The organism is Azotobacter tropicalis (assembly GCF_059739045.1).
Window position 1 is genome coordinate 2,938,083 of the sequence record NZ_AP046059.1, and the last position, 25,688, is coordinate 2,963,770.

Sequence of the window (25,688 nt, forward strand, 5' to 3'; positions counted from 1 at the left end):
CAATGAGATCGCTCAGAGCTTCAGGTCGGCCAGGCTCCAGGCCGCCCCCGCGCCGAACGTCCCGCGCCCGTTCACGGCGAAGGCGCTCACCCCCAGGCTGTCGGGGCGCGGGTAGATGCGGCTGCTCAGGCTGTAGGCGCCGTCGTCGACGAACACCTCGATGGACGAGCGATCCAAGAAGATGCGCAGGGCGATCCGCGTCTGCCCCGGCGCCACCGGCACGCTGCGCACGCCGCTCACGCCGGCGCCCGAGTGCTGGCGGTCGAGCACCAGACGGCGGGCCATGGCGTCGAAATACAGCAGGGTCCGCTCCCGTCCGTCGTTGCTGCAGCGCAGGGCCAGACCGAAGCGCTCGGCGGTGCTGCCGGCCAGTTCCAGCTCCACTTCGAGCTCCAGCAGGGCGCCGCGCACCTCGAGCTGGCGGCTCTGCGCCTCGAGCGTGCCGATCGCCAGCGCCTGCCGGGACTGGCGCAGCGCCGTCAGTTCGCGGGCCGGACGCATGCGCAGCCGGTCGCCGTCGCGGCTCAGCTCGCGCGGCAGGGTCAGCGCGCCGCACCAGTGGTGGGCCTGGCTCGGCATCGGACTGTTCCACATGTCCATCCACGCCCAGAGCAGGCGGCGTCCGTCCGGCGCCAGCAGGGTCTGTGCCGCGTAGAAGTCGTGGCCGTGGTCGATCTCGTGCAGTTCGGTTTCCGCGACGAAGCGGGCGTTCTCGTCCAGCCGGCCGAGAAGATAGCCGTTCTGGAACAGGTTCCAGCGTTCGTAGCCCTCGGGCTCCAGGCCCTGCGGCGAGAACAGGAAGACGTCGCGCCCCTCCAGCTCGAACAGGTCCGGACACTCCCACATGTAGCCGTCGGGCTGGCGCCGACCCTCCAGGGCACGACCGAGGCATTGCCACTGGCGCAGATCCCGGGAGCGGTAGAGCAGCAATTGCGGATCGTCGCCCTGGCGGGCGCCGAGCGCCATCCACCAGTGATCGCCACACCGCCAGACCTTGGGGTCGCGGAAGTGCATGATGTCGGGGTGCGGCGCCGTTTCGATCACTGCCCCGTGCTTGGTGAAGGTGATGCCGTCCGTGCTGCTGGCCAGGCACTGGACCTGCTGCATGCCCTGTTCGTCGTTGCCCGGCTCGCCGAGCCAGCGGTGCCCGGTGTAGATCAGGTACAGCGTGTCGCCTTCCACCACGGCCGACCCGGAAAAACAACCATCCCGGTCATAGGCATCGCCGGGCGCCAGGGCGATGGGCAGATGTTCCCAGTGGACCAGGTCCGCGCTCCTGGCGTGTCCCCAGTGCATCGGCCCCCACTTGGGTGAGTACGGATGGTGCTGGTAGAAGACATGGTACTCGCCGCGGAAATACACCAGTCCGTTCGGGTCGTTCATCCAGCCGGCGGGGGCGACAGGTGGTAGCCGAGGCGGTAGTCGTCGCCGCGCTCGGGCAGGGTTGCTTCAAGGGCGCGCTGCGCCTCGTCCAGTAGATCAACCGGCATGTCGTGATCCTTGAGGGTGCGTGGGAAGGTCTTGAGCGGGCCTCCTCCCCGCCGGGACGGGGACGAGGCGAAGTGGCTTTTTCGGAAGCCTTTCCCCACTAGGGTTCGTAATGGTTGGCCGCCTGGGCGATGGCCGGCAGCTCCAGGGCGCTGTCTACCGTCCGGGAAGTCTTGCGCGACGGATCGGCGCGCAGCAGCGACCAGGACAGCAGCAGGCAGACGCCGACCAGGCCGGCCAGCAGCAGGTAGACGCTGGCGAAGCCGATCCTGTCGTAGCCGTAGCCCACCGCCGGCGACAGCAGCATGGCGGTCAGCTGCTGGGCGAACTGGAAACTGACCAGATAGAGCGTGGCCGACAGCCGCGCGTCGAAGTTGACGCAGATGTACTTGAACACCGCGACCAGCAGGATCGGCACCTCGATGGCATGCAGCATCTTGCAGGCGCCGACGGTCCAGGCCTCGGTGGCCAGCCCGGAGCCGAGGATGCGCACGAACATGATGGCGCCGGCCAGCAGCAGGCCGTATTTGGCGCCGGTGCGGGCGACCACCCAGGGCGCGAACAGCATGAGCACGGCCTCGACCAGCACCTGCGAGGAGTTCAGGTAGCCGTAGGCGCGGGTGCCTTCCTCCGGGGTGGGGAAGAAGGAGGCGAAGTACACCGGGAACTGCTGCTCATAGATCATGTAGATCCCGGCGACTCCGGTCAGGAACAGGCTGAACGCCCAGAAGCGCGGCAGGCGCAGCAGCTGCAGGATGTCGGTGGTGCATACCGGCGTGGACTCGCTGCCCTGCGCCTCATGGTTCCGGAAGGCGTCCATGTCCAGCCGGGAGAGGATCAGCAGGAACGCCAGGCCGGCGGCGCTGCTCATGTAGAAGGCGATGTCCGGGTCGATGTTGAACACCACGCCGACCACGCCCGTCGCGGCCGCCCAGCCCAGCGAGCCCCACATCCGGGTGGTGCCGAACTCGAAGCCGGCATGCCGCGACAGCCGCTCGGTGTAGGACTCGATGACGCCCACGCCGGCGAGCATGGCGAAGGCCAGGAAGGCGGCGCCGACCAGGGCGCCGAGCATCACGTTGTGCGCCAGCAGTCCGGCATAGACGTGGATCGCGAAGGGCGCGGCGCAGGCGAGCAGCACGCCGATCCAGACCAGCAGCTTGCGGGACAGGCCCAGGCGATCCTGCAGGGCGCCGTAGAACGGCTGGATGAGCAGCGCGGCGATGGCGTTGGCGGCGAAGATGAAGCCGGTTTCCGTGCCGCTCAGGCCGATGACCCGGTGCAGCCAGATCGAGAACAGCGAATAGCTCGACGACCAGGCGAAGAAGAAGAAGAACAGCAGACCACTGACCAGCCAGTACTCGCGCTTGAAGGGGAGATGCATGGAAAAACCCTCTTGTTTTTATTTGAGGTAACGTTAACATCGAAGCGTATTACGCTACTCCCGCCGGCTTGCTGTCAAGCGTAATCGTTCGGTCGGGGAGTGTGAGCAGGCGTTGAGGATGTCGCCAAGGGCCGCTTTCCGTTGCCCAGTGCGCAGCAGGGACTTGCCGATCCGGGCCTTCCGGGTCGCCCGCGGTGCGCGAGGGAACGGCCGGTTCGCAGGCGTCCTGGCAGTACCTACTACAAGAACAAGAGGTTGACCCATGCATTCCGCGGCCTGTCGCCCCTGGGCGGGCTTGTCCCTGCTTTTTCTCTCCACCCATCTACTTGCCGCACCGGCGCCGAGCGTCGAGGAGCGTCTCGCCCGGCTCGAGGCCAGGGCCGCCGTCGCCGAGGCGCGGGCCGTGGCGGCCGAAGCCGAAGCGGGTCGGCTGCGCAGGGAGGTCGAGCAGCTCAATCGGCAGTTCGCCCTCGGCGGTCTTCCGGCAGACATGCAGTCGTCGCTGTCGCTCAGCGCGCGCGTGGCCCAGATCGAGGCGCGCCAGCAGTCCCTGGAGACCCGCACCTCGACGCTGGCGTCTTCGCTGGACTCGATCGAGGACCTGACGGAGGGCTTCTCCTTTGGCGCTTATGCCCGTTCCGGCATGATGACCAATGGAAGCGGCGGCGGTCGTGGCGGCCCCAACGTGACCCCCGCCGGCTCGATAGGTGGTTCCGTCGGCCGGCTCGGCAATGAGGTCGACACCTACGTGGAGGCGAAATTCTCGAAGGAAACCCAGGCCAGCAACGGTACGCGCTCGAAGTACATGTTTGCGATCGCCGACGGGGTGGAAACCCCCAATGACTGGACCTCGGGCGACAGTTCGCTCAACGTGCGTCAGGTATATGCCGAGCTCAGCCATCTGGCGTCGTTCCAGGATATTCCCATGCTGCGCGACGCCACCATCTGGGCCGGCAAGCGTTTCGACCGGGACAACTACGATATCCACTGGCTCGACCGGGGCATCGTGTTTCTGGCCGGAACCGGTGGCGGCATCTACGACGTGCGGCCGACCGACGGCTGGCGCCTCAATGCCTCGCTGATGAGTCGCTCCTACGGCGATTTCGGCACGGAGACGAACAAGGACATCAGGACTTATGTCGCCACCCTCAACCAGTATTTCGATGACGATCGCTGGCAACTCATGCTGAGCGCGATTTCTTCGGGCCAGAACAATGACAAGCTGAACGGCGACAAGCGGAAGCTATCCGACGAGGACAGCCGGGTGAACAAGGCGGGGTTCAGTCCCGGTGAAAAGGGCTGGCATGGCATGTTCGCCTATCACCGGCCGGATTTTTTCGGTGGTGAAGGCTTCTTCAAGACCGCGCTGCTGTACGGCAAGGGGCTGGGAGGGGAGGTCAATACCATCGGCGGCGATGGCGAACTGCTCGATGAAGCCGAAACGCTGCGCCTGGCGATCTATGGCCATACTCGTCTGAACGGCGATTGGCGAATCGCACCGGCCCTGATTGCCGAAAAGAGCAAGAACCGCTATGTGCCCGACGACGATTACAATTATCTGACCTTCAATGTACGGCTGGCCAACGAGCTGAGCAGCAACTTCGAAATGCTCTACGAGTTTACCTGGCAGACCATGGACCTCGATGCGCGTGGTTACGATGGCCGGCAAACGGCCAACGGCGACTTCTGGAAGATCACCTTCGCGCCGACCTTCAAGGCGGAAACCGGAGACTTCTTCACGCGCCCGGAACTGCGCCTGTTCGCCACCTATATGAATTGGGCCAAGGATCTTGACGATTTCAGCACCAAGGACGATTTCGGGCAGAAAGGTTTCAAATCCGGTGGTGTTTGGCAGCTTGGGGTGCAAATGGAAACCTGGTTCTAAGCATGCGAATTGAAAGTTCGATTTGTGGTGCCACGACTCTGCAGTGTGGCATGGCTGGCCTTTTCCCTACTCAGGAAGCAAGTCTGGCACGGGTGCCCTATGAAAACCGGTTGGCAAACAAATTTGCAGGTGCTAAGTTAACGTTAACTTAGTTGATGAAAAGTTATGCTGGCCACAGCCTCATCAAGGCCTCTATGGCCGGTAAGGTTCAAAAATAACAAGAAGCGGCGACAGATCAGACTTTTGAAAATTATAAACCCTACAGCTGAACGCGCTGTCTCCGCGCCGAGATTCCACGGTTTTACGTACCGGTGCTTGCAGAGTCAGGGGAAATTTCACTTCTAGCTTCCACTCTAGAAGTATTCGCGCGCTCTCGCTTCGCTCCAGAAAGAAGGGCAATGGCGCACCGGTCGGCAAAGCTAGCCCTAACTTGCAAGTTCGGTTTCTGACGCTCGGCTTGCAATTTCTGTTTTTCGGTTTGTTTCGGTTCTGAGATTGAATTCTGCGTTGGAGAGTAATGCGAAAGGAAGCAGGCATATTGCAACCAATAATGTTAACAATAGGAAGCCAAGATGTTTTCACGCCATAAGCTGTTAGCCTTTTTCTTGTTGTCCACTACGTTTGGTGCCTTTGCCGAACAGGTTGATCAGCAACAATTGTCGTCGCCGGATGGTCGCATCCGGGTGAGTGTGAATAACCAGCCTGCTGGCCTGGAGTACTCCATCAGCTTTAAGGATAAGGTTATTATCAAACCCTCCAAACTTGGCTTTGCGATAAAGGGCCAGCCCGCTCTGGCAGGTGATTTGGAGCTTGTAAAAGCAGACCAGGAGACAGTGCGAAAGCAGTGGCAACCAGTCTGGGGCGAGCGTGCCGCCGTGAGCGACGAGCACAATGAGCTACACCTCTACTTGGCTGAAAAAACAGGGCTGAAGCGCAAATTTGAAGTGGTTTTTCGCGCGTTTGATGACGGTGTCGGTTTCCGGTATGTCATACCCAAGCAAGAGCAGCTGGATAAATTTTCCATTGAGGACGAATTGACCGAATTCGCCTTTGCACGGAATTACCATGCCTGGTGGATCCCTGCATACCGTGAGCAGGACTATGAGTATCAATATCTGAACTCTGCGCTCAGCAGTATCGATGTGGCGCATACACCGTTAACTCTGACCGGCGTCGAAGACAATGTCGCTATCGCTGTGCACGAAGCAGCGCTTATCGACTACGCCGGCATGACACTGCGCAATACCGCCGAAAATCACATTACCCTCAAGGCGGATCTGGTTCCTTGGGCTGATGGAACCCGTGTCTATGCGCAAACACCGCTGGAGACGCCATGGCGCACGATTCAAATCGCCGATAGCGCGGCTGACTTGCTCGATTCTGATTTGGTATTGAACCTGAACGAGCCGAACAAGCTCGGTGACGTTTCATCCTATGTGAAGCCGGGCAAATACATGGGGGTTTGGTGGGAGATGCACATCGGTAACAAATCGTGGAGTCCGGGTGAGGATCAAGGTGCGACCACGGAGCGTGTCAAGCAGTATATAGACTTTGCCGCCAAACATGATATCGACGGCGTGCTGGTCGAAGGCTGGAATAAGGGCTGGGAAGGCGAGTGGTGGAAGCGCAAACCAACCTTCGTGTTTGATGAGCCTGTGGTCGGCTTCGATATCGACGCTGCGACCGAGTATGCCCAGTCAAAGGGTTTGCGCTTGATTGGTCATCATGAAACTGCAGCGGGTGTAGCGCATTACGAGGCGCAGATGGAACGAGCCTTTGCCTACTATAAAAAACAGGGAATTCAATCGGTGAAAATGGGCTATGTAGGTCCTCGCTTGGATGGCAAGGAATCGCATCAAGGGCAATTTATGGTGCGCCACTTCCAGAAAGTTGTCGAGACGGCAGCCAAATACAACATCATGGTGAATGCGCACGAAACCGTTAAAGATACCGGGCTGCGTCGTACCTACCCCAACCTGATGACACGCGAAGGCGTGCGCGGTATGGAATACAACGGCGGTAGCCCCGATACGGGCAACCTGCCAAATCACACGGTGATTATTCCCTTTACCCGCGGTCTGTCTGGTCCTACCGACTTTACCCCGGGCATTTTCAATTTCGACTACAAAAAACATCGACCCAACAACCGCGTGCCCAGCACTTTGGCTAATCAGCTGGCCTTGTATGTCACCCTTTACAGCCCATTGCAGATGGCCGCAGACCTGCCAGAAAATTATGAAGGCAAACCTGCTTTCAAATTTATCGATGATGTACCAACGGACTGGTCAGACAGTAAAACGCTCGCCGGTGAGATCGGCCAGTACTTGGTTATGGCACGTCAGGATAAACACAGCAGCGATTGGTACTTGGGCGCGATTACCAATGAAGACGCGAGAATGTTGCCGGTGGATCTATCGTTCCTGGAACCTGCTGTGCAATATCGCGCCGAGATCTACTGCGACGCTGCCAACGCCGATTGGCGCGATAATCCCGAAGCGATCGAAATCGTTTCCCAGACCGTTAGTCGAGAGACTGTGCTCAGCCTGGATCTGAAACCTGGCGGTGGTGCCGCTATCCGGTTTATCAAACTTTAATTCTTCATATAAGCAAGCCCGGGATGACTCGGGCTTGCAACTCTCTCCTAATTACCAGTTCGCGGAACTGCCCGGGCTTCCCTCTTCGCTTCACACCACATAAAAGAAGATCGTCACGAAGTGCAGCAGACTGCCCGCCAGGACGAACAGGTGCCAGATGCCGTGCCAGTGCCGGAAGCGTTCGTCGAAGGCGAAGAAGACGATGCCCACGGTGTAGACGATTCCGCCCGCCAGCAGCCAGGCGAAGCCTGCACTGCCCAGGCTGGCGAGCAGCGGCTTGACCGCCACCAGGATCAGCCAGCCCATCACCGCGTAGATCACCAGCGAGAGAATTCGCGCCTCGGACTGCGGTTTGAACTCCTGCAGCATGCCGAACAGCGCCAGGCTCCAGATGGCCGCCAGCAGCGACCAGCCCCAGGCATCGGGCAGGGTTACCAGGCAGAAGGGCGTGTAGCTGCCGGCGATCAAGAGGTAGATGGAGAGGTGATCGAGCTTGCGCAGGATCGCCTTCGCCCGCCCGCGCAGGCTGTGGTAGATGGTCGAGATGCTGTAGAGCGCGAGCAGGGTGACGCCGTAGATCGCGCTGGCGACGATCTTCTGCGGCGCGCCGTCGAGGCTCGCCACCACCAGCAGGCAGATCATGCCGACCAGGGCCAGGACCGCGCCGACCAAATGGGTCCAGGCGTTGAATCTTTCACCGTGATACATACCGTGCACCTCAGTGGCGATGCATTCAGCAATCGGTATCCGCTTGGGTTGGACATCCGCCGTGGCTGTTATGCACAGGATAGTGCAGCCACCGGCCTTGGGCCTCGTCTGATTGCCAGTCCGGCGGCACTGCACTGCCCCGTGGCCCGGACCGCGGGTCAGCCGGGGCACATTTCCTCGAGCGGCTTGCCATACTGAATTGGACAGCCAGGGACGCGAGGTGGCGGCCAACTCCAGGAAATAGTCCCACAAACACCATCCAGATCGAGGCCCCGCATGAGCCACACAGATTCGCACTTCAATCTCCGTCTTCCGGACGGGCTGAAAGCCAAACTCACGGCGGCTGCCAGAGAGAACCATCGATCAGCCACGGCCGAGCTCATCGCCCGGCTGGAAGAAACCTTCGCCCGCCAGGATATCGTCGAAGCCAAGGCCACCCGCGACGCGCTGATGGTCGAGCTGAGCACCGTGCTGCAAGCCGGCCTTAGCGCTGCCGAAAATCTCAACCAGGTGCAGAACGCCCTTCAGGATGCGCAAAAGATCCTGGAGGCGAAGCTGGCTGCACCTCGCCCATCGGAAGAAAGCAAGTCCAGGCACTGACCCTCGCCTGGATCGGCGTCTTGGCGATGGCAGCAACCGCCGGGTTGGCAGCAATCCGTATCGCCTTGAGATGCCGTCGGTTCAAGCCCGAAAGCCATGCCCGAGCCGGTTGTCCCTTTCCTGGCAAACGAAAGACGCCGACGGACTCCCGACGGCCTGAGCCAACATCCGAGGACGCACGCCATGCCCGAAGCGCAGCAGGGAAGCTCCGATTCCGCCCAACTGCCGCATGAGTCCGTACAACGACTGACCAGACCGCTGGCTCGCTTCCTGCGCATCGAGGCCGTCGCCGCTGCCATTCTGTTGTTCTTCACGATCAGCGCCGTGGGGCTTGCCAATTCGCCCTGGGCCGAGGCCTTTCTGGGCGTGTGGGAAACTCCGCTGGGACTCCGGATCGGCTCGCTGGAGCTGGTCCGCTCCATAAAAGACTGGATCAGCGACGGGCTGATGACGCTGTTCTTCTTCCTCGTCGCCGTGGAGCTCAAGCGGGAGCTGGTCCTGGGCGAGTTGCGCCATCCGCGCATGGCTGCCTTGTCGGTTTCGGCGGCGCTGGGGGCATGGCGGTACCGGCAGCGCTGTACCTGCTCCTGCAGTCGGGGCAGCCCGGCGAGGCGGGCTGGGGTGCGGTCATGGCCACCGATACCGCCTTCGTGATCGGCTGCCTGGCGCTCTTGAAATCCCGGATTCCGCAAAGCCTGCGGATCTTCATGCTGTCGCTGGCGATCGTCGACGACATCGGCGCCATCCTGGTGGTCGCCATCGGCTATGGCCACAACCTGGTCTGGAGTGCGCTGGCTGCCGCGGCCGTGGGACTCGCGGTGGTCCGCCTGATGGCTCGCGTCGGCATCCGCAGCATGCCGCTCTACATCCTGGCCGGCGTTTTCATCTGGTTCGCCGTCGACCACTCCGGAATCCATGCGACCATCACCGGCGTGCTTCTCGGGCTGATGACGCCCACTGGCCGCTGGGTCAGCGACGAGCGCCTGTACCGTATTCTCGAGCGGGTCGTCGCCCATCCGGCCGGCAACGAGGGGAGTGGCGCAACCCGGGACCGGCAGTCCTTGCGCCTGGCGGAAACCGCGGCGCGCGAAACCCTGGCACCGGCCGAGCGGATCCAGATCGTCCTGCATCCATGGATCGCCTATCTGGTCATGCCGCTCTTCGCCTTCGCCAATGCCGGGGTGCCGCTGTCCCCGGGCGATCTCGGCAGCTCCGTCACCGTTGCGGTGTTCGTCGGCTTCGCGCTCGGCAAGCCCGTCGGCATCCTGGCCTTCACCTGGCTGGCGCTGCGCCTGGGCGCGCTGAAGCCCGCGGAACTTGACTGGAGGCTGCTGGCCGGTGGCGGCATCCTCGCCGGGATCGGCTTCACCATGGCGCTGTTCATCAGCAACCTGGCGTTCGACGAAAGCCTGATCAATCAAGCCAAGCTGGGGATTTTCCTCGCCTCGCTCTTCTCCGCCGCCGCAGGCCTCATACTCCTGTTCCGAGTGACCCGCCCGAAAAACCCAGCCCTGTAACGCACCCGGAGAACGGTCGCGGACTTGGCGCGCGGCTGCCTGCTTGCCATCTCGCCGGCGGCGGTCGGACGCGACACCCGCTGTCGCCCTCGAGTGGCACAATGGCGCCCTTCTTTGCGCAAGGGAGCAGGGCATGCAGGGTGACGAGGGGCTGACTGCGGGGCTGATGGTAGTGCACGGCAACCGCCTGGAGGAGCTGCGCGAGCTGGCAGTGGCATGGATGCAGCGCCATCCGCTGGCGCCGCTGGAGAACGAGGTGGTGCTGGTGCAGAGCAACGGCATCGCCCAGTGGCTGAAGCTGGCGCTGGCCGGGCAGGACAGCTGCGGCATCGCCGCGGCGATCCAGGTCGAGCTGCCGGCGCGCTTTCTCTGGCAGAGCTACCGCACGGTGCTGGGCAGCGCCGGCATTCCCCAGGAGTCGCCGCTCGACAAGGCGCCGCTGACCTGGCGGCTGATGCGCCTGCTGCCGGATCTCCTGGAGGGCGAGGCGTTCGCCCCGCTGCGCCGCTTCCTCGCCGACGATGCCGACCTGCGCAAGCGCCACCAGCTGGCCGAGCGCCTGGCCGACCTGTTCGACCAGTACCAGGTGTACCGCGCCGACTGGCTGGCCGACTGGGCCGAGGGCCGCGACCAGCTGCGCACCTCGCGGCAGGGCGCGAGGCCCCTGGACGCGGCGGCGCGCTGGCAGCCGGCGCTGTGGCGCGCGCTGCTCGAGGACGTCGGCCGGGACGCGGTGGCGGCCAGCCGCGCCGGCGTGCATCTGCGCTTCGTCGAGCGCCTGCGCGGCCTTGACGCGCCGCCGCCCGGCCTGCCGCGGCGGGTCATCGTGTTCGGCATCTCCGCGCTGCCGGCACAGGCCCTCGAGGCGCTGGCCACCCTGGCGCGCTTCAGCCAGGTGCTGCTCTGCGTGCACAACCCCTGCCGCTACCACTGGGGCGACATCGTTCCCGACCAGGACCTGCTGCGCCATCAGTACCGCCGCCAGCAGCGCAAGGGCGGCATGGCGCTGGGGCTGTCCGCCGAGGACCTGCACCAGCACGCCCATCCGCTGCTGGCCGCCTGGGGCAAGCAGGGCCGCGACTACATCAACCTGCTGGACATGTACGACGATCCCGAGCACTACCGCGAGCGCTTCGCCATCCTCGGCGGGCGCATCGACCTGTTCGACGAGGAGGATTGCCCCAAGCCCGAGCACCTGCTCGGCCAGCTGCAGGACGATATCCTCCACCTGCGCACCCGGGAGGAAACCCGCAAAGAGTGGCCGCCGGTCGATCCGAAGGCCGACCGCTCGCTGCGCTTCCACATCGCCCACAGCGCCCAGCGCGAGGTGGAGATCCTCCACGACCAGCTGCTGGCGCGCTTCGCCGCCGACCCGGGCCTGCGCCCGCGCGAGGTGATTGTCATGGTCCCGGACGTCAACGCCTACGCGCCGCACATCCAGGCGGTGTTCGGCCAGTACGCCCAGGACGACGACCGCTACATCCCCTTCACCCTGGCCGACCAGGGGCAGCGCGGCTGCGATCCGCTGCCGATCGCCGTCGAACAGCTGCTGAAACTGCCGGAAGGCCGGCTGACCGTCAGCGAGGTGCTCGACCTGCTCGACGTGCCGGCGCTGCGCGCGCGCTTCGCCATCAAGGCGAGCGAGCTGCCGACCCTGCGCCGCTGGATCGAGGGCGCCGGCATCCGCTGGGGCCTGGACGCCGAGCGCCGCGCCGGCCTCGGCCTGCCGGCCGATCTGGAGCAGAACACCTGGCGTTTCGGCCTGCGCCGCATGCTGCTCGGCTACGCGGTGGGCCGCGGCGCGCCCTGCGCCGGGATCGAGCCCTACGACGAGATCGGCGGCCTGGACGCCGCGCTGATCGGCCCGCTGGTGCGGCTGCTCGACGCCCTCGACGCCCTGCACCGGCGCCTGGCCCGGCCCGCCGCGCCGGCCGAGTGGGGGCGCATCCTGCAGGCCATGCTTGGCGATTTCTTCCTGGCGCAGAGCGAGCGCGACGAGACCCTGCTCGGCCAGCTCGGCGAGGCGCTGGAGGAATGGCTGGAGCTGTGCGCCGGGGTCGCTCTGACTGAGCCGCTGCCGCTCGGCGTGGTGCGCGAGGCCTGGCTCGGCCTGCTGGACCAGGGCCGCCTGAGCCAGCGCTTTCTCGCCGGCGCGGTGAACTTCTGCACCCTGATGCCGATGCGCGCCATCCCGTTCCGCGTGGTCTGCCTGCTCGGCATGAACGACGGCGACTACCCGCGCAGCGTGACGCCGCTGGACTTCGACCTGATGGCCGGCGACTACCGCCCGGGCGACCGCTCGCGCCGCGAGGACGACCGCTACCTGCTGCTCGAGGCGCTGCTCGCCGCCCGCGAGCAGCTCTACGTCAGCTGGGTGGGGCGCAGCATCCGCGACAACGCCGAACGTCCGGCCTCGGTGCTGCTCGGCCAGCTGCGCGACCATCTCGCCAGCGGCTGGAGCCTCGCCGGCGGCGGCGACCTGCTCGCCGCGCTGACCACCGAGCACCCGCTGCAGCCGTTCAGCCGCCGCTACTTCGCGGGCGACGGCGCGCTGTTCAGCTACGCCCGCGAATGGGCCGCGCTGCACCGCCAGGACGGCCAGGCCGCGGCGGCGCAGGCGCTGCCGCCGTTCGAGCCGGACGGCGCGCTGGCCCTGGAAACCCTGCAGAACTTCCTGCGCGACCCGGTCAAGCACTTCTTCACCCAGCGCCTCAAGGTGCACCTGGACGAGGAGCTGCAGGCGCAGCTCGACGAGGAGCCCTTCGGCCTCGCCGGCCTGGAGCTGCACCAGCTGCGCCAGACCCTGCTGGATGCCGCCAGCCTGGCCCTGGAGGACGACCCGGCGCAGGTCGGGCCGGCGCTCGAGGCCGCCGCCCTGCGCCTGCAGCGCAGCGGTCGGCTGCCGCTGGCCGGTTTCGGCGAGCGCCTGCGCGAGCAGCTGCTGAATCCGCTGCCGGCGCAGATGCAGCGCTATCGGGACCTCTGCGCCCGCTGGCCCACGCGGCTGGAATCGCCCAAAGCGCTGCAGCCCGAGCCCCATAAGGGCGTCGAGCTGGCCGGCTGGCTCGGCGGCCTGCGCGAAGACGCCGGCGGTACGCTGGCGCGCATCGAGCTGCAGCCCGGCGACCTCCGGCGCGGCAAGGACGGCTGGAAATGGCACCGCCTGCTGCGGCCCTGGGTGGCGCATGTCGCCGCCGCGGCCTGCGCCGTGCCGCTGACCACCCTGCTGGTCGGCGAGGATGCCAGCCTGGAGTTCGCTCCCCTCGAGCAGGCGAAGGCGCAGGCGATCCTCCGCCTGTGGCTGGAAGGCTGGCGCGCCGGGCTGGAGGCGCCGCTGCCGGTGGCGCTGAACACCGCCATCGCCTGGCTGGGCGCGGGCGACGAGAACAAGGCCGCGGAGGCCGCGCGCAAGGCCTACGAGGGCGGCTACAACCACGGCGGCGAGGCGGCCGGCAGCGCCAGCCTGGCGCGCCAGTACCCGACCTTCGACGATCTGGTCGCCGATGGCGATTTCTACGAATGGAGCCGCGACCTCTATCAGTCGCTGCTCGATCACCCGCCCGCAGAACTCACGGAGGAGGCCCGCGCATGAACCTGCCGATGACCGCCGCACGCCCGCTGGCGCTGCGTTTCCCGCTGCACGGCAGCCGGCTGATCGAGGCCAGCGCCGGCACCGGCAAGACCTTCACCATCTCCGCCCTGTACCTGCGCCTGGTGCTCGGCCATGGCGGCGAGGCGGGTTTTGCCCGTGAGCTGCTGCCGCCGGAGATCCTCGTGGTGACCTTCACCGACGCCGCCACCCGCGAGCTGCGCGACCGCATCCGCGCGCGGCTGGTCGAGGCGGCCGGGGTGTTCCGCGAGGAGGCGCCGGGCGACGAACTGCTCCGGCAGCTGCGCGGCGACTTCGCCCCCGAACGCTGGCCGGCCTGCGCGCGGCGCCTGGACATCGCCGCGCAGTGGATGGACGAGGCAGCGGTATCGACCATCCACGGCTGGTGCCAGCGCATGCTGCGCGAGCACGCCTTCGACAGCGGCAGCCTGTTCACCCAGACCCTGGAGACCGACCACGGCGAGCTGATGGCCGAGGTGGTGCGCGACTACTGGCGCCGGCACTGCTACCCGCTCTCCGGCGCGGCGCTGGGCTGGGTGATGGAGCACTGGCAGCATCCCGATACGCTGCTCAAGGACAAGCTGCGCCCGCTGCTCGGCGAGGCGCAGCCGCTGCCGGCCGAGCCGCTCGGCGCGCTGCTGGAAAGCACATTGGCTGCCAGGCAGGCCGATCTGGAGCGCATCAAGCAGCCTTGGCGTAGCTGGCTGAATGAGCTGCAAGCCATGTTCGACGAGGCCTATAGCGCCGGCAAATTCAATGGCAACAAGCTGAAGCCGGGTATCTACAACCCGCGGCTCGATATGCTGCGCAACTGGTGCAGCGAGGCGGGCGAGTTGTCTTTCAAAGATGACTATTTCAAACGCTTCAAGATTGAAGGTTTGCGTGATGCCTGTAAGAAAGGCGTCGAATTGGTGCTCAGCGATTCGGTGCTGCAGGCCTTGCAGGATATGGAGACCCTGGAGCAGCGGTTGAAGGCGCTGCCCGATCCCGACGCGCCGGCCCGCCGCCACGCCGCCGCCTGGGTCTGCCGGCGCTTCGAGCAGGAAAAGCGCCGCCGCGCCGAGATGGGCTTCGACGACATGCTCACCCGCCTCGATGACGCCCTGCAGGGCGACAACGGCGAGCGCCTGGCCGAGGTGATCCGCGGCCAGTTCCCGGTGGCGCTGATCGACGAGTTCCAGGACACCGACCCGCTGCAGTACCGCATCTTCGACCGCATCTACGCCATCGAGAGCAACCGCGCCGACGGCGGCCTGTTCCTGATCGGCGACCCCAAGCAGGCGATCTACGCCTTCCGCGGCGCCGACATCCACACCTACCTGCGCGCCCGCCAGGCCACCGCCGGCCGCCACTACGACCTGGACACCAACTTCCGCTCCAGCCATGCGCTGGTCGCCGCGGTCAACCGGGTGTTCCGCCTGGCCGAGCAGCGCGAGGCCGGGCATGGCGCCTTCCTGTTCCGCGACGGCGCGGCCAATCCGCTGCCGTTTTTCGAAGTGGGCGCCAAGGGCCGCGAGGAAATCTGGCAGGTCGAGGGCAGCGCGCCGCCGGCGCTGAACCTCTGGCATCTGGCGAGCGAGGCGCCGCTGCCCGGCGGCGCCTACCGCACGCAGATGGCCGAACGCGCCGCCGGCGAGATCGCCCGGCTGCTGACCCTCGGCCAGCAGGGCCAGGCGGGCTTCGCCCGGGACGGGCGGCTGCAGCCGCTGTGCCCCAGCGACATCGCCATCCTGGTGCGCGACTTCAAGGAAGCCGAGGCGATCCGCAGCGCGCTGGCCGCGCGCGGGGTGCGCAGCGTCTACCTGTCGGACAAGGATTCGGTGTTCGCCAGCCCCGAGGCGCGCGACCTGCTGCTCTGGCTGCGCGCCTGCGCCGAGCCGGACGTCGACCGCCCGCTGCGCGCCGCGCTGGCCAGCCGCAGCCTGGGCCTCGCGCTGGCCGAGCTGGAACAGCTCAACCAGGACGAGCGCATCTGGGAGCGGCGCGTCATGCAGTTCCGCGGCTACCGCCAGCGCTGGCAGCGCCAGGGCGTGCTGCCGATGCTCCATCAGCTGTTGCACGACTTCGACCTGCCGCAGCGGCTGATGGCGCGCCCCGACGGCGAGCGCGCGCTGACCAACCTGTTGCACCTGGCCGAGCTGCTGCAGCGCGCCGCCGCCGAGCTGGACGGCGAGCAGGCGCTGATCCGCCACCTGTCCGAGCTGCTGGCCGGCGAGATCCAGGCCGCCGAGGAACAGATCCTGCGCCTGGAGAGCGACGCGGCGCTGGTGCGGGTGGTGACCATCCACAAGTCCAAGGGCCTGGAATACCCGCTGGTGTTCCTGCCGTTCGTCTGCGCCTTCCGCGCGGTGGAGGGCGGCGGGCCGCTGCAGGTGCACGACGGCGAACGCCGCCGGCTGGTGCTGAACCCGGGCGAGGCGGAGGTGGCGTGCGCCGACCGCGAACGCCTCGGCGAGGAGCTGCGCCTGCTCTACGTGGCCCTGACCCGTGCGCGCCACGCCTGCTGGCTGGGCATCGCCGACCTCTGCGTCGGCACTGCCAAGAAATCGCGGCTGCACGACTCGGCGCTCGGCTACCTGCTCGGCGGCGGTGCGCCGCTGGCCGACAGCGCCGCGCTGGAGCAGTGGCTGGCGCCGCTCGACGTGGCCGGCGAAAGCGCGGTGCTGAAAGTGCCCGAGGCCAGTCACGAGCGCTTCGTCGAGCAGGCCGCCGGCCACAGCAAGCCGCACTGGCGCACGCCCGGACGGCGCGCCGCCGAGCACTGGTGGATCGCCTCCTACAGCGCCCTGCGCACCGACGCCGGCGAGGAGGCGATCGCCGTACCGGCCGGTCAGGCGCCGGCCAGCCGCTTCGACGACGCCGCGCCGGACAGCCCGGCGGCGCAGAAGGCCGCCGACGACGAGCGGGTGAGCGTCTTCGTGCCGTTGCGTGCGGGCGAAACGCCGACCCTGCACCGCTTCCCGCGCGGCCCCAACCCCGGCACCTTTCTCCACGGCCTGCTAGAAATGGCCGGGCGCGAGGGCTTCGCCGCACTGGCCGAAAAACCCGCGCGGCTGCGCGAGCTGATCGCTCGGCGCTGCCAGCTGCGCGGCATGCCCGAATGGATCGAGCCCTTGGCCGACTGGCTGCTCGAGCTGCTGACCACGCCCCTGGCGCTCGGCGGGGAGGCCCGCGCAGCGCTGGCCGGGCTCGGCCAGTACCAGCCGGAGCTGGAGTTCTGGTTCGAGGCGCGCGGCGTCGACGTGCGCCGCCTCGACGCGCTGGTCCAGCATCAGGTGCTGCCCGGCCTGCCGCGCCCGGCGCTGGCCAAGGACCGGCTCAACGGCATGTTCAAGGGCTTCATCGACCTGGTGTTCGAGCACGCCGGGCGCTACTACCTGCTCGACTACAAGTCCAACTGGCTGGGCGAGGGCGATGCCGCCTACACCGCCGAGGCGATGGCGGCGGCGGTCGCCGGCCAGCGCTACGACCTGCAGTCGGTGCTCTACCTGCTGGCGCTGCATCGCCAGCTGCAGGCGCGCCTGCCCGGCTACGACTACGACGAGCACCTGGGCGGCGCGCTCTATCTGTTCCTGCGCGGCAGCCGCACGGCGGGGCAGGGCATCCACCACGTGCGCCCGCCGCGCGCACTGATCGAGACGCTGGATGCGCTGTTCAAGGGGAAGAACGTGGAGGTTCCGGCATGAGCGAGCAACTGTCCCTGGGACTGGATAGCGCGGCACCGCCGGCCGCCCTGCAGGATGCCGCCAGCCTGCTGGCGCTGCTCGACGCCTGGGTCGAGCGCGGCTGGCTGCGCGCCCTGGACCGCGCCCTGGCCGGCTTCTTCGGCGAGCTGGACGAGGGCTGCCCGCCGCTGGCGCTGCTCGCTGCCGCCCTGGCCAGCCACCAGCTCGGCCACGGCCACGTCTGCCTTGACCTGGCGGCGACCCTGGCCAATCCGGACTTCGCCCTGTCGCTGCCGCCGGAAGGCGAGGACGCCGCGCGCGCCAGCCTCTTGCCCTCGGAGATCCTCGCCGGCATCGGGCTGGCCCCGTGGCAGGCGGCGCTGGCCGCCAGCCGCCTGGTGGCCGTCGACGGGGTCGGCGAGGAGGCGCCGCTGGTACTCGCCGGCGAACGCCTCTACCTGCGCCGCTACTGGAACTACGAGCGCGCGGTGGCGGCGGCGATCGGTGCGCGGCTGCAGGATGCGCCGGCCTTGCCGGCGGACCTTCCCGCCCGGCTGGGCCAGCTCTTCCCCGCGCCGCTCGCGGTCGACGGCGTGCGCCAGACCGACTGGCAGAAGCTCGCCTGCGCCCTGGCCGCGCGCGGCAGCTTCAGCCTGATCACCGGCGGCCCCGGCACCGGCAAGACCACCACCGTGGTGCGCCTGCTGGCGCTGCTGCAGGCCTCGGCGCTGGCCGCCGGCCAGACCCTGCGCATCCGCCTCGCCGCGCCGACCGGCAAGGCCGCCGCGCGGCTGACCGAATCCATCGGCGCCCAGATCGCCTCGCTGAATGTGGATAACTCGGTGAAAAAGGCCATTCCCAGCGAGGTCACCACCCTGCACCGGCTGCTCGGCAGCCTGCCGGACAGCCGCCACTTCCGCCATCACGCCGGCAACCTGTTGCCACTGGACGTGCTGGTGGTGGACGAGGCGTCGATGATCGACCTGGAGATGATGGCCTGCCTGCTCGACGCCCTGCCGCGCCATGCCCGGCTGATCCTTCTGGGCGACAAGGACCAGCTCGCCTCGGTGGAGGCCGGCGCGCTGCTCGGCGATCTGTGCCGCGACGCCGAGGGCGGTTTCTACAGTGTGGAAACCCGCGCGTGGCTGGAGGCGGTCGGTGGAGAAGTCCTCGCCGATCCGGCGCTTCAGGAAGGCGACGCCGGGTGCCGGCCGCTGGCCCAGCGCACCGTGATGCTGCGCCACTCGCGGCGCTTCGGCAGCGGCTCGGGAATCGGCCGCCTGGCCCGCGCGGTCAATGCCCGCGATGCGGCTGCTGCGCGGACCATCCTCGCCGAAGGCAGCCGCGACCTGCAGGTGCTGCGCCTGCGCGGCGAGCCGGACCGGGCCTTCGAGCGCCTGGTGCTCGACGGCCTGCCGGCGCAGGACGAGGGCAAGCCGCAGGGCTACGCCCATTACCTGAGGGTGCTGCGCGAGTCGCGCCCGGCCGACGATTGCCCGCCCGACCATGATGACTGGAAGCACTGGGCCGCAGCGGTGCTCAAGGCTTTCGACGAATTCCAGCTGCTCTGCGCCGTGCGCAAGGGGCCCTGGGGCGTGGAAGGGCTCAACCCGCGCATCGCCGCGGCGCTGCGCCAGCGCGGCCTGCTCGAGGGCGACCAGGGCTGGTACGAAGGCCGTCCGGTGCTGATGACCCGCAACGACTACAGCCTGGGCCTGATGAACGGCGACATCGGCATCGCCCTGCGCCTGCCCGAGCCCGACGCGCCGGAGCAGAAGGTGCTGCGCGTGGTCTTTCCGCGCAACGACGGCTCGGACGGGCTGCGCTACATCCTGCCCAGCCGGCTGAGCGCGGTGGAGACGGTGTTCGCCATGACCGTGCACAAGTCCCAGGGCTCGGAGTTCGCCCACACCGCGCTGATCCTGCCCGACACCCTCAACCCGGTGTTGACCAAGGAGCTGGTCTACACCGGCATCACCCGCGCGCGGCACTGGTTCAGCCTGATCGAAACCCGGCGTGGCGTGTTCGACGAGGCGGTCAGGCGGCAGGTGGAGCGCAGAAGCGGGCTGGTCGAGGCGTTGCAGGGGTAGGCGCGTTCGGTGCGGGGAGCAACCGCCGGAAGCGGACCCGGCGGTTGCTTTTTCTAGCGGAAGGATCAGGCGCCCGTCGTCACCGCCGCCGGTCAGCACTTTTTCCGCGACGCCCGCCGCGTGCTGGAGTTCGCCGAGCAGGCCGGGCATTCGGCGCGGCGCATGGCCAGTGGCGAGGCGGGCCGGCTGAGCCTCGGCTTCACCGCCGTCAGCGGCTACAACATGATCCCCGAGTTGCTGGCCCATGCCGCGCAGAGCCTGCCGGACGTCGAGGTGGTGCTGCAGGAGATGGTCTCGGTGGCGCAGGTCGAGGCCCTGGCGGCCAACATGATCGACCTGGGGTTCGTGCGCCAGGCGGCCGTCCGTCCCGGCCTGGAGTACGAGCTGGTCTGCCGCGAGCCCCTGGTCGTGGCGGTGCCGGTGACCCACCCCCTGGCAGGGCAGGCCGCGGTTTCGCTCCGCGACCTCCATCAGCAGCGGTTCATCATGTATTCCCCGCTGGAGGGGCGCTATTTCTACGACTGCATCGCCGGCCTGTTCGCCATGGCCGGCGTCGCGCCCCACTACATCCATTATCTGGGGCAGACCCACTCGATGCTGGGCCTGGTGCGGGCCGGGCTCGGCCTGGCGATCGTCCCGGCCTCGGCGAGCGAGCTGCACATGGGGCACCTGGCGTTCCGTCCCCTGCGCGATGCCCGGGCCCACGCCGAGCTGTATATCGCCGCGCGCCAGGACAGCGAGAATCCGGTGCTCCCGGCCTTCATGCGCATGGCCAAGGCGTATTTCGCGCAGCGCAATGCCGGCTCGCCGGCCTGCGAGCAGGACTGAAAACGCCCCGCCCTAAACCTTCGTCACCTCGAAGGCATGGCAGCCCCAGGCCGGCAGGGCGAGGTACAGGCCGCGGGCGGCGAGTTCGTCGCCGTCGCGTTCGTAGCACGCCGTGCCCAGCCGGTCGCGCAGCTGCCAGGTGCGGCCGGCCAGGTCGCTCCACGGCAGCCTGACGTAGCCCTGGCTCGGGTGGTCGGCGTAGTTCACCGCGACCAGGCGGCGCCGCTCGCCCGGGCCGCTCCAGGCGAAGACGATCAGCGCGTCGTGGCTGGGATTGCCCGCCCAGGCGGGGGCGGCGTCGAGCAGTTGCCAGTGGCCGTCGCGCATGACCGGCTCCTTGAGGCAGGCGAGAAGGGCGTCGTAGAAGGCGGCGAGCGCGGCGTCCGGCGTCTCGTCCGGAGCGCGGGCGAGGTGGGTGGGAATGCGCGCCTGCCGACCCTCGCGCTGGCCCTGGTGGAAGAAGCGCAGGCCGGGGCTCAGGAAGGTGATCGCGGCGGCCGCGCGGTGCCGCTCCGCGGCGAAGGTGGCGGCGGCGCGCGGTTCGTCGTGGTTTTCCAGAAAGCGCGCCAGGCGGTCCTGGAAGTCGAGCCCGGCGCGCAGGTGCTCGCGCACGGCCCCGGCCGGACCGGCCACCAGGCGGTCGTAGAGGCGCTTGTCGTAGGTGTAGTCGAAGCCCTGCTGCTGCAGCGTCCACTCCAGGTCCCAGTAGACCTCGGCGAGGAACAGGAAGCCCGGGCGCTCGGCGTGGATCGCCGCGGTGGCCCGTGGCCAGAAGGGCGCGGCGGCGATCCCCCAGGTGCGCGCGAAGACCTCCGGCAACAGCAGCATCGCCATGTCGCAACGCAGCGCGTCGCACTGCCCGGCGATCCGCCGCAGCTCGCCGAGCATGGCCTCCTGCACTGCCGGATTGCCGTAGTTCAGCTGCAGGGTATCGGGCCAGCCGGGGAAGTAGGGATCGCGGCCGTAGGCGAGGATGCGGCTGCCGGCGGCGCTTTCCAGGCGCCGGTAATTCTGTGGCTCGGCGGCCAGCTGCGCCTCGCTGCCGGCGACGAAGAATTCCGGATGCGCGTCGACCCAGCGGTGGTCCGGCGCCAGGTGGTTCGGCACGAAGTCGAGCATCAGCCGCAGGCCGCGCGCCTGCAGGCGTTCGCGCAGGCGGGCGAGGGCCGCGTCGCCACCGAACTCGGCGTGCACCCGGTAGTCCTGGACGGCGAAGCAGGAGCCGCACACGTCGGCCTCGCGAAAATCCGCAAGGATGCGGCGGAATTCGGCCAGCCATTCGGGATGCGACAGCGATACGGCCCGCGCCGCCGCGCCGGTCTGCCAGACGCCGAGCAGCCAGACGAGGTCGAAGCCGTCCTCGGCCAGGCGGTCGAGCTCCGCCTCGCCGAGGTCGTCGAGGGTCGCCGGACGGCCCAGCGCGGCGCCCAGCTCGGCCAGGCGGACCCGGGTGTTGAGCTGGAACAGCGCGGGATAGCGGGGTACGGGCATGGCGGCCTCCTATTCCTGCACCTTGCCGCCCGCCTGCTCGCGGGTCATGCGCGCCTCGAGGCGCTCCCGCGGGGTCTGCCGCACGTCGCTGGCCTCAAGGCGCCCGAACAGGTCCAGCAGGCGGGCGATGAGGCCGGTCCAGCCGGTCTGGTGGCTGGCGCCCAGGCCGGCGCCGGTGTCGCCGTGGAAGTACTCGTAGAAGAGGATCAGGTCGCGCCAGTGCGGGTCGTCCTGGAACTTCGCGCTGTCGCCGTAGACCGGGCGGCGCCCGCCGTCGTCGCGCAGGAACAGGCCGGCGAGCCGCCGGGAGATCTCCTGCGCCACCTCGAAGAGCGTCATGCGCGTGCCGGAGCCGGTGGGGCACTCGACGCTGAGCTCGTCGCCGTAGAAGTAGTAGAGGTTCAGCAGGCCGCGGATGATCAGGGTGTTGACCGGCATCCACACCGGTCCCCGCCAGTTCGAGTTGCCGCCGAACATCCCCGAGTCCGACTCGGCCGGCAGGTAGGCGACGCGGTGTTCCTGGTCGCCGACCCGGAACACGAAGGGGTGCTCCAGGTGGTGGCGCGACAGCGAGCGGATGCCGTGGGGCCGAGGAACTCGTTCTCGTCGAGCAGGTAGCCGAGAACCCGCTCCAGGCGTTCCCGGGACAGCGGCGAGAGCAGCCGGCGGCCGTTCAGGCCGACGTAGCCCTCGCTCGTCGGGGCGACCTTGGCCACCACCTCCGGATGGCGTTCGCGGAACAGCTGGATCAGCTCCAGCAGCCGCGGGTGGCGATTGGCGACGTCCGCATCGAAGGTCGTGCAGGCGCACAGCGGCAGCAGCCCGACCATGGAGCGGACCTTCAGGCGCATGGCCGAGCCGTCGGGCAGGCGCAGCACGTCGTAGAAGAAGCCGTCCGCCTCGTCCCACATCTCGTCGTGATGCTCGCCGATCCGGTCCATGGCGTAGGCGATCCACATGAAATGCTGGAGGAAGTTGAACGCATACTCCTCGTACTGCGGATCGCGGTCGGCGAGGATCAGCGCCATCTCCAGCATGTTCTGGCAGTAGAAGGCCATCCAGGCGGTGCCGTCGGCCTGCTCCAGGGTGCCGCCGGTGGGCAGCGATGCGCTGCGATCGAAGACGCCGATGTTGTCGAGGCCGAGAAAGCCGCCGGCAAAGACGTTGCGGCCCTGCGGGTCCTTGCGGTTCAGCCACCAGTTGAAGTTGAGCCGCAGGCCCTGGAAGGCGCGTTCGAGAAAGGCGAAGTCCTCGCGGCCGAGATCCCGCTCCACCTTGTAGAGAAACAGCGTGGCCCAGGCGTGGACGGGCGGATTGACGTCGCTGAAGTTCCACTCGTAGGCCGGGATCTGCCCGTTCGGATGGCAGTAAAGGCTCTTCAGCATCAGGCTCAGCTGCTCCTTGGCGAAGTCGAAGTCGACCAGCGCCAGGGACAGGGTGTGGAAGGCCAGGTCCCAGGCGGCGTACCAGGGGTACTCCCACTTGTCGGGCATGGAGATGACGTCGCCGTTGAACATGTGGAACCACTCGGCGTTGCGCACCTGCCGGGTGCCGCCGGCCAGCGGATGGGCCTGGTGTTCCTTGAGCCAGGTGTCCACGTCGAACAGGTAGTACTGCTTCGACCAGAGCATGCCGGCGAGCGCCTGGCGGTGGACCCGGCGCTCGTCCTCGTTCAGCGTGTCGGGGACGATCCGCGCGTAGAACTCGTCGGCCTCGGCGAGGCGCGCGGCGAAGACGCTCGCGAAGGACTCGCCGAACGGTTCGCCGAATGGCTCGCCCGAGGGTTCGCCGGCGCTCAGCCGCAGGCGGACCACCGCGCAGCCGCCGGCCGGCACCTCGAGCAGGTAGCGGGCCGCGGCCTTGGTGCCGCTCCGCGCCGGGTTGACGGCCGCCTCCTCGCCGGCGATGAGGTAGCGGTGGAAGGCGTCCTTGACCCAGGGCGAGGCGTTCGGCTGGCGCCAGAGGCGCTCGGCGTTGCTCTCGTTCTCGGTGAACAGCAGCTCCGGCGTCCCCTCGCAGGCCAGGCGGTAGTCGCCCAGCTCCGGATGCGCGGCGTGGATGGAGCCGTCTTGCGCGCGCAGGGCCGGCCTGGCCTGGCCCTCCTTCCACGACCAGGTGTTGCGGAACCACAGGGTTGGCAGCAGTTGCAGCCGCGCGGCCTCGGGACCGCGGTTGTGGACGCTGATGCGGATCAGGAGATCCTCGGGACCGGCCTTGGCGTATTCGAGGACGACGTCGAAGTAGCGGTCGTCGGCGAACACGCCGGTATCCAGCAGTTCGTACTCGGGCTCCTGGCGCGAGCGGTCCCGGTTGGTGTCCACCAGGTCGCTGTAGGGGTAGGCCCGCTGCGGGTACTTGTAGAGGTACTTCATGTACGAGTGGGTGGGCGTCGAGTCGAGGTAGAAGTAGTACTCCTTGACGTCCTCGCCGTGGTTGCCCTCGCGGTTGGTCAACCCGAACAGGCGCTCCTTGAGGATCGGGTCGCGCTCGTTCCACAGGGCCAGGGCGAAGCACAGGCGCTGCCGGTCGTCGCAGATCCCGCCGAGGCCGTCCTCGCCCCAGCGATAGGCCCGCGAGCGGGCCTGGTCGTGGCTGAAGTAGTCCCAGGCGTTGCCGTCCTCGCTGTAGTCCTCGCGGACCGTCCCCCACTGCCGTTCGCTCAGGTAGGGTCCCCACTTCTTCCAGGGAACGCCCGCCTCGCGGGCCTCGTTCAGGCGGCGCTGCTCCGTCACGTCGACGAAACGGGGCGGCTCGTTGAATTGCGGCATCATGATTCGTTCGCGCCTCTAGGTGTCTGGCTGCAGGACCCCGCTTCGCCGCTCTGCCAACTGCCGGAGCGGCTGATTTCTGAATCTAGATCGGCGTGGCCGAAAAGCCAGCAGGGCGGGCGGCAGGGTTCGCGGCAGGGGCGGTAGTCCCGCCTGGAGAGCCGGACGGGTGCAGAGCTAGGGCTGAACCATGACCGGTCGTCGCTCTGGCCGACGGCCATCGAGCCGGCTGCGTTCTTCCCCGGACGAAGGAGCGCACCGCGCCGGCGTCGTCTCCTTTTGCCAACCGCGTCGCGCTTTGCCGCTATCGCCGCAATATCTCACACGTGAGATATTGCGGCCGACTGATCCTTGATCTAATTTTTCTCACATGTGATGGATTCAACGAGCATGCCAAGCAGGAAACCCATGCCGTCCGGAGCGCCGGAGCCTGGCTCCGCGCCGGCCGGATCGAAGAAGAAGCCGTCGAGTTTCTACATGAAGCGCATGCGCGGCGCGCTGGCCGAGGCCGGTTATGTGAAGCACGAGGCCTGGGTGCTGCCCGAGAACCGGGAGCGGCTCAAGCAGCTCGAGAAGCGACTACGCCAGCCGCTGTTGGCCGGCACATTCAGACTGGAGGAATACATGAGCGCAGGGGAAAACTGGACCATCGACCGCCTCTACGGCGCCTTGCAGGCGCTGGACGAGGTGACGGCCGGGGAGATCGGCATCGCCCTGGTCCAGGGCGCCGAGCCGAGCATCAGGCTGCAGATGAACGAGTACGGCGGCCTGCCGATCTACCTCGCGGTGGTCGGCGAGCAGATCGTCGTCGACTCGGTGCTGGTCGACATGGAGGCCATCGCCGACGTCGCCCGCTTCAACGACGCCGTGCTGCGCAGCCGGGAGCTGTTCCCGCTGTCCTCGATCGGCATCGAGACGATGCCCAACGGGCAGACCGTCTACAACATGTTCGGCGCGCTCAGCGCCGCTTCCAGCCTGACCAACGTGGTGACCGAGGTGTTCACCCTGGTCGACAACCTTCAGCGCGCCGCCGAGGCGTTCGAAGACTTCTTCAAGTAAC

At 67.4% G+C, this 25,688-nt stretch carries 13 protein-coding genes and 2 pseudogenes; 9 read left to right on the forward strand and 6 right to left on the reverse strand.

The window, feature by feature from the left end; all coding sequences use genetic code 11:
* Positions 1-12: 12 nt before the first annotated feature.
* A pseudogene (locus tag Atro_RS13985) lies at positions 13-1,490 on the reverse strand (glycoside hydrolase family 32 protein).
* 98 nt (positions 1,491-1,588) lie between these two features.
* Entirely contained in the window at positions 1,589-2,872 is a 1,284-nt protein-coding gene (locus Atro_RS13990; RefSeq protein WP_497923186.1) for an MFS transporter, read from the reverse strand.
* 262 nt (positions 2,873-3,134) lie between these two features.
* On the opposite strand from Atro_RS13990, the gene Atro_RS13995 reads away from it, so the two are divergent.
* Positions 3,135-4,757 (forward strand): carbohydrate porin, encoded by a 1,623-nt coding sequence (locus Atro_RS13995; RefSeq protein ID WP_497923187.1) that lies wholly within the window; start codon positions 3,135-3,137, stop codon positions 4,755-4,757.
* A 572-nt stretch (positions 4,758-5,329) separates the two neighbouring features.
* Positions 5,330-7,351, forward strand: coding sequence for a glycoside hydrolase family 97 protein (locus Atro_RS14000; RefSeq protein ID WP_497923188.1), 2,022 nt, complete (start codon positions 5,330-5,332; stop codon positions 7,349-7,351).
* Between the two features lie 90 nt (positions 7,352-7,441).
* Here Atro_RS14000 and trhA read toward each other — a convergent pair whose 3' ends face one another.
* Entirely contained in the window at positions 7,442-8,059 is a 618-nt protein-coding gene (trhA, locus tag Atro_RS14005; RefSeq protein WP_497923190.1) for a PAQR family membrane homeostasis protein TrhA, read from the reverse strand.
* 276 nt (positions 8,060-8,335) lie between these two features.
* On the opposite strand from trhA, the gene Atro_RS14010 reads away from it, so the two are divergent.
* From Atro_RS14010 to Atro_RS14035, 6 genes and pseudogenes are all read left to right on the forward strand, one after another.
* The gene (locus Atro_RS14010; protein WP_497923192.1) at positions 8,336-8,659 is read left to right on the forward strand and encodes an Arc family DNA-binding protein; all 324 of its coding nucleotides are present in this window, start codon (positions 8,336-8,338) and stop codon (positions 8,657-8,659) included.
* Positions 8,660-8,842: 183 nt separating this feature from the next.
* Positions 8,843-10,176, forward strand: a pseudogene (gene nhaA / locus Atro_RS14015) (Na+/H+ antiporter NhaA).
* A 133-nt stretch (positions 10,177-10,309) separates the two neighbouring features.
* Positions 10,310-13,768: an exodeoxyribonuclease V subunit gamma gene (gene recC, locus Atro_RS14020; protein ID WP_497923194.1), complete on the forward strand. Its 3,459-nt coding sequence runs from the start codon at positions 10,310-10,312 to the stop codon at positions 13,766-13,768.
* Positions 13,765-17,472, forward strand: coding sequence for an exodeoxyribonuclease V subunit beta (recB, locus tag Atro_RS14025; protein WP_497923196.1), 3,708 nt, complete (start codon positions 13,765-13,767; stop codon positions 17,470-17,472). Before recC ends, recB begins: the two co-directional genes overlap by 4 nt.
* On the forward strand, positions 17,469-19,541 hold the full coding sequence (recD, locus tag Atro_RS14030; RefSeq protein WP_497923198.1) for an exodeoxyribonuclease V subunit alpha: 2,073 nt from the start codon (positions 17,469-17,471) through the stop codon (positions 19,539-19,541). The genes recB and recD overlap by 4 nt, the downstream gene beginning before the upstream one ends.
* 120 nt (positions 19,542-19,661) lie before the next feature.
* Positions 19,662-20,369, forward strand: a complete 708-nt coding sequence (locus tag Atro_RS14035; RefSeq protein ID WP_497923199.1) for a LysR substrate-binding domain-containing protein — start codon at positions 19,662-19,664, stop codon at positions 20,367-20,369.
* Positions 20,370-20,381: 12 nt separating this feature from the next.
* Here Atro_RS14035 and Atro_RS14040 read toward each other — a convergent pair whose 3' ends face one another.
* From Atro_RS14040 to Atro_RS14050, 3 genes are read right to left on the reverse strand one after another with little or no spacing between them, the layout of a single operon-like run.
* A complete protein-coding gene (locus Atro_RS14040) occupies positions 20,382-21,860 on the reverse strand; it encodes an alpha-amylase family glycosyl hydrolase (RefSeq protein ID WP_497923201.1) in 1,479 nt (492 codons plus the stop codon).
* 9 nt (positions 21,861-21,869) lie between these two features.
* Positions 21,870-22,298: a hypothetical protein gene (locus Atro_RS14045; protein WP_497923203.1), complete on the reverse strand. Its 429-nt coding sequence runs from the start codon at positions 22,296-22,298 to the stop codon at positions 21,870-21,872.
* Positions 22,280-24,631: an MGH1-like glycoside hydrolase domain-containing protein gene (locus tag Atro_RS14050; protein WP_497923205.1), complete on the reverse strand. Its 2,352-nt coding sequence runs from the start codon at positions 24,629-24,631 to the stop codon at positions 22,280-22,282. Before Atro_RS14050 ends, Atro_RS14045 begins: the two co-directional genes overlap by 19 nt.
* Positions 24,632-25,018: 387 nt before the next feature.
* Between Atro_RS14050 and Atro_RS14055 the strand changes: the two genes are divergently transcribed.
* On the forward strand, positions 25,019-25,687 hold the full coding sequence (locus Atro_RS14055) for a YjfI family protein (RefSeq protein WP_497923207.1): 669 nt from the start codon (positions 25,019-25,021) through the stop codon (positions 25,685-25,687).
* Position 25,688 lies beyond the last annotated feature (1 nt).